Source organism: Stenotrophomonas sp. STEN030 (assembly GCF_056759995.1).
Window position 1 is genome coordinate 25,580 of sequence record NZ_JBRREB010000052.1, and the last position, 7,287, is coordinate 32,866.

Below are 7,287 nucleotides of genomic sequence, written 5' to 3' on the forward strand. Positions count from 1 at the left end.
CAGGGCCGATGGCCGGTGATGGCGCTGCAGCCGGGGCGCTGCGCGGCAGAGCCGCTATGCCCGCCCCGAGGCTGCTCAAAGCAGAACTGGGCACTGCGTCTTGCATGGGACCTGGCGGCAAACTCGAGAGAGTAGCGGCCGCCGGCACGCGGGCCGGCTGACTGGGCCGCGGGAACCTGGTCATCACCGGCCCAGCATCCGCAGTTGGGCGCGGTGCAAGCATGCCGGCACCACCAGGACCGCTAAAACTGCGCCGCGCCGGCGCAGCCGTTGAGGCAGGAGTCATGCCAGGTGTGGCACTGCGTGCAACGTCTTTCCGTGCACTATCAAGGTCGTCGGTAATGGCCATTGCGGTCTCCCAGAAAAAAAAAGGACCGCCGAGGCGGTCCAGTGTTTGTGTAGTGTCCAAGCCGTTCACGGCATGAGACATGCCGAGCCATCACTCGCAGGTTGGCCAACTACCGTCGTTCGCCTTAACCCGGAATGCCATGACAGCCTGTTTCCCTACGCTCGTTCCATAGTCCTCGTACGCGACAAGTGCGGCGAACCACTGTCCGGGCACGAGTGCCGGATCGAAGGTTTCAGTCACGTACCTTGAGATGTTGAGCCAACCGCCGCCGTAGGAATTGAACTTGGTTGTTTCTCCTACGAGCGGCGTGAAGTCGTCAACCGTGACGACCCCGGGAAGCGGCGACGATAGCGATGGTTCTGAATCCAGCAGCAGATAGGAAAGCACACGGGGAGGATTGCCGAGAGCATTTGTCGCATTAACAGCTGGGCCTCCGTTGCTGGTGCCAGAATGCGCTACCAGATTAATACCGGTGCCTTCGTACGCCTCGCAGGTGTAATGAATTAGGTAATCAACCATGACGCCCACCGGCTCCGGGTCAGGGCCGGTTCCGCACTTTTGAACCGCGTTCACAAGATCTGTCCAGAAGCAGCCGACGAGCGAAGTATCAGCGACATCTATTTGGTTTGTGGCCAAGGCGGTCATGCGTCCGAAGTCTCCCCATTGAAGTTGAAGCTCTGGCTACAACTGGAACTTTGACCAGTCGATGCAGAAACGCCAGCGCTGTAGCTGACGGCAGACCAACTCGCCGCAGTCAACTGAGCACCCACCTTCAGCCTGGTGTCATTCACAGATAGCAGTTGATCGGTCAGGTACTTCGCCTGTTGCAACATGAGATCTGCGTTCCTGCCACCCGCATCCATCTTTGCCCGACTCTTGGATAGGCCGAGCTCGAAGCTCCTGTCGCTGGCAGCTGATGCGGCCTGCTCCACCGAAGCGGACGCAGAGTAAAGGCGGGCCTGGGCTTCAACGAGAGTTGAAACAGCTGCCAATCGTGAGCGTTCGGCCCCGAGCTCGCTCTCCCGCTTTGTAATCAATGCCTGCCATGCACCCAATTGTTGGCCGAATTGCTGCGTTCGTAGGCGCTCGCGTTCGAGCTTCAGGTTCTCACCGGTTGCCCAGGCATCCACACGCTTGCCCTGTGCGTCCACCAGCGTGCGATACAGATCGGCGCGTTTACCTTCGCCTTCGACGGCTGCGCTGTAGCCCTGCCACTCGGACACGTGGGCACGCCAGCGACTGTCGAACCCTTCCATTGCCACCTTGTAGCGGTCGAACACCAGCCGCTGCACGTCGGCTTTCACCTTCACCGTTTCCACCTGGGTGCGGTAGAAGTCGGCCATCAGGTTTACTGCGCGGATCTGCTCGGCGTACAGACGCACCCTTTGCTCGTTGATCTCGCCGCGCAGTCGCTCGCCATCCAGCTGCGCCTTGAAGATTTCGATCTTGGCCAGTTCAGACTGGATGCGGTCGCGCATCACTTGCGCCTCAATCTGGTAGCCCTGCATCCTGGTCTGAAATACAGAAAGCCGGTACTGCAATACCGCCATCGTCGCCTCACGAGCAAACCGGGCAGCCTCCAGCGCGAAGCGCTGTTCCTCAACGTGCAGGTTGATATATACGCCTTCCAGCGCCGCTCCCTGAGCCAGCGCCAGCCGCAAGTTCGCGAGCGTCTCCTCGTACTGCTTAATGGCCGCGTCGCGATTAAACTCTGCGATCCGGTCCTGCCCGCGCTGGCGGATCTCGCGCACCTGTGCAGTCAGAACCCCGTTTGGGGTATTCCAGCCCCGGGAAGCGAACTCAGACAGCGCTTGATCCACCTCGCGACCAGTTTCGATCTCTTGCCGACTGCGGCCCTTCTGGAAGATTGCCGCCTCGATAGCCTCGGGCAATGCCGGCTTAGACTGCAGCATCCGCTCAATGGTGCCGAACAGTTGGCCCTTGAGCTGGCTCTCGTAGGCCTGCGGCTGGAACGACCAGTTATCGTCAAATGGCGGCTCGACCAGTTGCGGCAGCGGGCTGGTGAACTCCGGCAGCTCTATGTCCGGCAGCGTCGGTAGGTTCAGCTCCTCGAGCGCTGGCAAGCTTGGCATCACCGCGTCGGGCGCCACCGGCATTTCCAGATGGGCAGGGTCATCCGGTGCCTGTGGCACGGTGATGTTCGGGCGGGTTGGCTTCGTCCCGATCGCCAACGTCGGTACCTCGACATCCAGCTCAGGCGGCAACGTGCCGTCGATTGGGGCTGGAATAAACGTTGGCGGCGGTGCAACGTCCCCGGGGGTTCGTAGCTGGAACGCAGCAGCGTCGAGCGTAGGGGTTGCTGGCCGTTGGAACGGGGTCAGTTGGCCTTCGAAGTCGAAGGTTACGTTGAACTCGACTGGCGAGATACCGATGTTATCCAGCTCCCCGAGCTGATCTACAACCAGCTCGTACAGCTCATCGCCCTTACGGGTGAATTTCGTGTGCGCATCACCGACAAGGTTGTACGCGGGGGAATTGGGTGCCAAGCACCAGGTAGATGCCACAGGTGTACTCCTTACCCGCGCGTGCGCCGGCTTAGTTGTGTGGGATAGAACTGGATCGACTGCAGATCAAAGTCCGTGCCGTCCACATTCTCCAGCTCGAAATCCCAGTCCACAGCCTTCATGCCGCGGCCAAGCTTCGCGCGCGTCTCACGCGATGCGCCAGCTGGACACGGCAGGATCTTGTAGATCGCCATGTTCTTCTCGCCACTTCGCTCGTCCACAAAGATGGCTTTAAGCAGCATCTGGCCGCTGGCCGCCATGCCGAAGAAAGCGTCGGAAAACGACTTGAGGTGCCGGTCACCGAAGTCAGACATGCCTATGCGCAGTCGAGCCTTGATAGGCTCGCCCATGTCATCACTGCCACCGAGCCGGGCAATGCCGCCGGTGTGCGCACCGTAGTAGCGGCCACCGATCTTCGCGAAACTGTTGAACGGGTACTGCGTGTAGCGGGTCAGGCCGCGGCTCTCTGTGTTCAGCACCCACGCGATAAATTCGCCGCTATCGAAGGACAGGGACATGGCAAAGCCGATGGCATCGGCCAGCTGCGCCGCTAGCTCGGCCTCGTGCGAGCAGTGCGCCCCAAGAGCGAAGCCGTCGCGCAGCAATACAGTCAACGTGAACTGCGGCGTTGCCTTGGTCGCCAGTACCAGGCGTTCCACGACCTGCACGAACGCCGCGTAGAGCGCATCAATCCTCGCGTTCAGTGCCACTGTATCGGCGACACCGACCAGCTGCAGCCACGCGGCCACGTCATTGAACACCAGCGCGTCAGCGATCAGCTGTAGTCCCTCGGCGTAACTCTTTGCATGCCCGGACAGCAATAGCCGCGATGCCGCTCGCGCTAGCAGCCGATAGTCGCCAGTGGCGAGGGCGTTGAAACTAAGCTTGCTCTGCGCAAGCATTCGCACCACGAATGACGTGGTATCAGTGAAAGCGAACTCTTCCTCGGCCTTGACCTTTCCCGTATAGGTCGACAGCAGACCAGTCCCCAGCCTTAGCGGCGAGCTAGAAACTGACGTGTATCCCCGTTTCGATGCGCCACCGATCCAAAACAGGTCTCGCACCACGCCAAACGCGTGCCCGACGTAACAGGCCACAACCGGCTGCGGCTCCGTAATGAAGGTGAAGCCACCCTGGTACTTGCCGCCGGCCGATGCCTCACCACTGATGCCCACCACGCCATCGATAGCAGAATCGCTGAAGGCCCAACCGCCCACGGACACTGCGCCGTCCACGTCCAGGCGACTGGTGACAACGCTGTCCAATGCGCCGAAGCCCGAGACAAACACCACGCCGTCGATGAGCGCCGGGAGCACCGGAGAAACGCCGCCGAAGTCCACGTCCAGCCGTGCTGCGCCACCAATGCCGACGACACCCATGATCGTGATATTGCCTGCCGCGGGCGCAATCGACAGGCCGTATCCATCAACGCTCACTGAACCGTTGACAGTGATCTCGCCTGCATCGGTGCTTGGGGGGAGCTGTTCAAAAGTGATTGGCATCAGCTCAGTACCTCACGCGAAGGATGGCCAGTGGTTTGCGCCCCTCAAACACCGCGCCGCCAAGCACGGCCACTGCGAAGGTGACATCCGGGGTTTGAAACTCCGCAGGGAGCTCAACGACAGGGATCGACGCGGTCCCGCTACCAGCGCCATTCTGCGCGAACGGAATCGGCGTCGACATCGAGACGCGCGCCCCTACAGTTACGCCCACCATCACCCTGATGTCGTCGACCGAGCCCCCGCACAGATCGTAAATTTCACTGCCGCCGCCGGCATACCCTGTCACTGGATATGCTGCCTCCACGACGACTGGCGGCCCGTTGTAGATGCTTTCGTTGATAGCAGCGCTCGTGTCGCCTTCGCAGGAAGCCTCGCCATATATTCCGAGCCCGTCGCCGTCATCCGGGCCGCGCATGTCGTTTACGATTGAAAAAATGGTGTCCTCGTCAACGTCGCCACCACCACCGTCGCCGGACTCCCACTCGAACAGGAAGTCGTTGGCGCCGTACAACGCAACCCCCACCGACACCTCTCCTGCCAGAGCGCTTTGCGCGGCCCGGACGCGATCGCCGTCAATGGAATAGGCCACGCGATTCCCTCGTCGCTCGATGCGGAACACTGTCTCGGGGGTGTAGTAGCGTGGCGCGCTGGCTACTTTCCCCGTTTCGTACACCTGCGCCCACGTCATGCCGCCCAGGTCGCTGTGCAGATACCAGCCGTGGGCGATTCGGGTAGGGGCCGGTACCGCATCGCGGTCCGCGGTGAAGCCAACGATGCCGCCAACAACAGCCTGCGCCCCTGAGAACTCCACAGCGACATCGCCGTCGAGCACCGCCTCACTGTTCGCACCGGAGTTCCACGCATTGGTGCCCGTCTCGATGCGGGTCGCTGGTACCGCCGGTACCGCCGAGATGGCCGGCAGCAGCACGCAGTCCTGCCCGTCTACGCGAACCACCTCAGCGTTGACCGCCAGCACCGCGCCGAACGCGGGGGAAAAGAACTCTGGGGCGCAACGCTGGTCGGCCAGCGACAGCTGAACTGCACCGGCGCCGCTGGTGACAGCCCGCAGCGGTACCGACGCCACGCCGGCTGCGTCGGTGGTCGCCACCATCGAGTACGCCAGCGCGTCGCCAAACGCGACGGCCTCGGTGTTGGATACGAAGCGGACAGCCAGTCCAGTCACCGGCTCCCCATCCGGATAAGTCACCGTGACCGATGCCTGCCCAACCTGGCCAGTGCTCAGGGAGGCCGGTACCGATGCCTTCCACAGCGGTTTGGGGCTGATGCGGTAGAACAGCTGCGAACGCGGCGACACGGAGTTGATGCCGTAATTGGTTTTCAGCGGCGCTATGCCAAGAGTGTTGAGCATGAATGTGCCAGTGGCTACCCCTGCCCACTTCCCGCCATTCACGTCGCCTGAGCCTGCGTAGAGCAGCCCGAGCGGCACGCTCGTGTCTGCTACGTCCCACTCCCATCGGTGGTGCCACAGTGGCGCGATGGGGCGGCCTGCGTATGCGTTGTAGGTCCTCGGCACGGCCAACATTACCCGAGCGGTGGCGCCAAACCCCGCAGCCGCAGCCATGGATGCGGGATCTGCATCGAGCCCGAAGCCGGCGATGTCGATGAACCCTTCAACTCCACGGATGACGTAGCCAGACTTTGAGGCAAGCGTATCGGCCGACCCGGCTCGCATCGCTACGAATGTAGGCCCTTCAAGCGTCAGGTTGTAGCTCGCTCGCGGAGCCACAAACTCGCCGCCGTTTGCCGTCAGCGAAAACTTGTTGCTCAGGCTGATCAGTTCACTGGCCAAGAGCCGGTCCCCACGTACTGACGCAAATCTCCGGGCCTAAGATCGTCATGCCAGCCACCACCGTCCGGGGCTGGTAGCAGAACGTGAACCGCTGCGGTTGCCCACGGTCGGGGATCGTGCTCACTGGCGCCTTCGCCTGGCACAGCAGCTGCTCCGCTCGCCCACGTGTGCCCGGGACGAAAGGTGTCTCAATGACAATGGGCGCTTTGCGGATCATCAGCCAACAGATCCGAGGCGGTAGTTGAAAATCCCCACCCAGGTGGTGCTGGTGCCATCGTCAGTGAGCGTGCTGGTGGCCAGCTTGGCATCTGCTGCACTGTCCGGCCCGCCAACTGAACCTTGCAGCCGGGGCGCAGTGCCTGCGGCCCGGCCGGTGTCTCCCGCGGCGCAGAAGCGGAAGAACGTTGGCTCTAGGGTGGACGTGCTGGCCTCAGCCCCGTCGAATGAAACAAGCCCGCGCCAGTCGTCGCCTGCAGGTTTAGAGATTGCCGCGCCGCTCGGCACAGACAGGGTCAGACCGGTCACGTCATCGCTGTTCAGCGATAGCATCGCCAGCTGCGTGTGCGTGCTCGCCATATCCAGCGCATCGTTTGCATTCGCAGGCTCAGGGCCGGCGAAGATATAGATAAACCCGCCATCCAAAGCGCCCTTGAGCGCCGCGAGCATGGTCTGGGAGAGCTGCGGATTATTCTTGAACATGGCGTGGCCTCATGAAAGCGGTGGAGTTCCGTGCCACCAGTGCGGCACGATGAATTGGGTGTCGGGCGTCACGGCGGTGTCCACCATGAACATTTCGATTTCGCCGGGGGTGTCTACCAGGGCAACGGCTCCGTCGATGCGCGGCGCAGTCAGCGAGTAGGTGCCGGGGTCGGCTTCGTTGCCCAGTAGCCGGAACCAGCCAGCGATTCCAGTCGCCTCGCCAACGAACTGCCATAGGTGCTCAGGGTGCTTCGTGATGTAGCGCCCCCCTGCGACGAACTGCAGGCCCCCTGCCGGCGCGCCGGGCGACCATGGCGCACCGTCACGCGTGATCCGCGCCAGCCGCGTACCGGTGGGGGCAAGGTCAGCAGATGCGGGTTGCGGACCGGTGTAGATCTCGAT

General features: G+C 62.2%; 6 protein-coding genes. All 6 read right to left on the reverse strand.

Going from position 1 to position 7,287, the window contains the following annotated elements; translation table 11 throughout:
* Positions 1-439 precede the first annotated feature (439 nt).
* The gene (locus ACVOLR_RS16285; protein ID WP_481537365.1) at positions 440-994 is read right to left on the reverse strand and encodes a hypothetical protein; all 555 of its coding nucleotides are present in this window, start codon (positions 992-994) and stop codon (positions 440-442) included.
* Positions 991-2,874 carry a hypothetical protein gene (locus ACVOLR_RS16290; RefSeq protein ID WP_481537366.1) on the reverse strand — a complete coding sequence of 628 codons (1,884 nt, stop codon included), beginning with the start codon at positions 2,872-2,874 and terminating at the stop codon, positions 991-993. Before ACVOLR_RS16290 ends, ACVOLR_RS16285 begins: the two co-directional genes overlap by 4 nt.
* An 11-nt stretch (positions 2,875-2,885) precedes the next feature.
* Entirely contained in the window at positions 2,886-4,376 is a 1,491-nt protein-coding gene (locus ACVOLR_RS16295) for a hypothetical protein (protein WP_481537367.1), read from the reverse strand.
* 4 nt (positions 4,377-4,380) lie between these two features.
* Positions 4,381-6,186 (reverse strand): Ig-like domain-containing protein, encoded by a 1,806-nt coding sequence (locus ACVOLR_RS16300; protein ID WP_481537368.1) that lies wholly within the window; start codon positions 6,184-6,186, stop codon positions 4,381-4,383.
* A 216-nt stretch (positions 6,187-6,402) separates the two neighbouring features.
* Positions 6,403-6,885, reverse strand: coding sequence for a hypothetical protein (locus tag ACVOLR_RS16305; protein ID WP_481537369.1), 483 nt, complete (start codon positions 6,883-6,885; stop codon positions 6,403-6,405).
* A gap of 9 nt (positions 6,886-6,894) precedes the next feature.
* Positions 6,895-7,287 (reverse strand): hypothetical protein (locus ACVOLR_RS16310; protein WP_481537370.1); only part of this gene is annotated, 393 nt, incomplete at its 5' end.

Excerpts from the sequence above, each read along its gene's own strand:
- ACVOLR_RS16295 (WP_481537367.1), bottom strand. The coding sequence starts at position 4,376 with ATGCCAATCACTTTTGAACAGCTCCCCCCAAGCACCGATGCAGGCGAG.
- ACVOLR_RS16285 (WP_481537365.1), bottom strand. The coding sequence starts at position 994 with ATGACCGCCTTGGCCACAAACCAAATAGATGTCGCTGATACTTCGCTC.
- ACVOLR_RS16305 (WP_481537369.1), bottom strand. The coding sequence starts at position 6,885 with ATGTTCAAGAATAATCCGCAGCTCTCCCAGACCATGCTCGCGGCGCTC.